Annotated in this window: 1 protein-coding gene; it reads right to left on the bottom strand. The window is 59.6% G+C overall.

Features of this window, described 5'->3' with window-relative positions; all coding sequences use genetic code 11:
- On the bottom strand, positions 1 to 1,632 hold a 1,632-nt coding region (locus OO306_RS27990; protein WP_323055842.1), incomplete at both ends, for an immunoglobulin-like domain-containing protein.

The following is a 1,632-nucleotide window of genomic DNA, read 5'->3' on the forward strand; positions in this document are numbered from 1 at the left end:
CGTGGGTGTAAGGCGCGCTGGTTTCGCCCGCTTTGATGGTGACGGTAGCGTTGTTGCTCAGGGTCACGACCAGATCGTGAGCCAGGGCAGTGTTGATGTGAACGGTGAAGGTCGGTTTGACGTTTTCAGCAACCGATACCTGATCGGCGGTGATGGTGACCTTGACCAGATCGCCTTCGTTGCCCGGCGTGCCTGGCTCGTCGGTCACAGCAGTGCTGACCGGCGTTTTGTCCAGAACCAGGTTCTCGAACTTACCAACATCAGCACCGTCGACGGTGGCGATCGATTTGATCACCGCGTCGTTGGTACCGACGTAGACGTTGTCCGGAGCAGTCACAGTGGTGAAACCGGTGGTGCTGTTGGCCGGCACGGTGATGACGGTGGTGCCGTCGCTCAGGGTGAAGGTCAGCGCCGAATGCTTGTCGATGGGCAGACCATCTTTGTTGGTCAGGGTGATGGTGTAGGTGATCGCGCCACCTTCGGTAACCGAAGGGGTAGCGGTCAGCTTGGCCACCACGTCGTCGGTGGTGTCGGTGACTTTGACCGAAGCGGCGTCGCCCAACTGCAGGTTTTCGAAGGCACGGCCATCGATGTCTGCTGCCGACTTGATACCCAGGCTGATTTCACCGGCGTCTTTGTAGACGTCATCGCCCTGCGCGTCGTGGGTGTAAGGCGCGCTGGTTTCACCCGCTTTGATGGTGACGGTAGCGTTGTTGCTCAGGGTCACGACCAAGTCGTGGGCCAGGGCAGTGTTGATGTGAACGGTGAAGGTCGGCTTCACGTTCTCAGCAACCGAAACCTGGTCGGCGGTGATGGTGACCTTGACCAGGTCGCCTTCGTTGCCCGGCGTGCCTGGCTCGTCAGTGACAGTGGTGCTGACCGGGGTCTTGTCCAGAACCAGGTTTTCGAACTTCCAGGCGTCAGCACCGCTGACCGCCTGCAGGCTCTGCTCTACCGGTGGGTTAGTGCCGGTGTAGACGTTGTCTGGCGCGGTTACGGTAATCGAACCGGTGGTGCCGTTCGCCGGAACGGTGATCACCGTTTTGCCGTCACTCAGGGTGAAGTACAACGGCGCGTGGTTGTCGATCGGCAGACCGTCTTTGTTGGTCAAGGTGACGGTGTAAGTGATCTCGCCGCCTTCGGTGACCGATGGAGTGGCGGTCAGTTTGGCGATGACATCGTCAGTGGTATCGGTAACTTTGACCGATGCCGCGTCGCCCAGCTGCAGGTTTTCGAAGCCACTACCGTCAACATCGACGGCAGACTTGATACCCAGGCTGATTTCACCGGCGTCTTTGTAGACGTCGTCACCCTGTGCTTCGTGGGTGTACGGCGCGCTGGTTTCACCGGCCTTGATAGTGACGGTTGCGTTGTTGCTCAGCGTCACGACCAGGTCGTGAGCCAGGGCAGTGTTGATGTGAACGGTGAAGGTCGGTTTGACGTTTTCCGCCACCGAGACTTGATCAGCAGTGATGGTGACCTTGACCACGTCGCCTTCGTTGCCAGGGGTACCCGGCTCGTCAGTGACAGTGGTGCTGACTGGAGTCTTGTCCAGAACCAGGTTTTCAAACTTCCAGGCGTCAGCGCCGCTGACCGCCTGCAGGCTCTGCTCGACCGGTGGGTTAGTGCCGG

Source organism: Pseudomonas sp. DCB_AW (genome assembly GCF_026240895.1).
In the GTDB taxonomy this organism is placed as follows: Bacteria; Pseudomonadota; Gammaproteobacteria; order Pseudomonadales; family Pseudomonadaceae; genus Aquipseudomonas; species Aquipseudomonas kermanshahensis.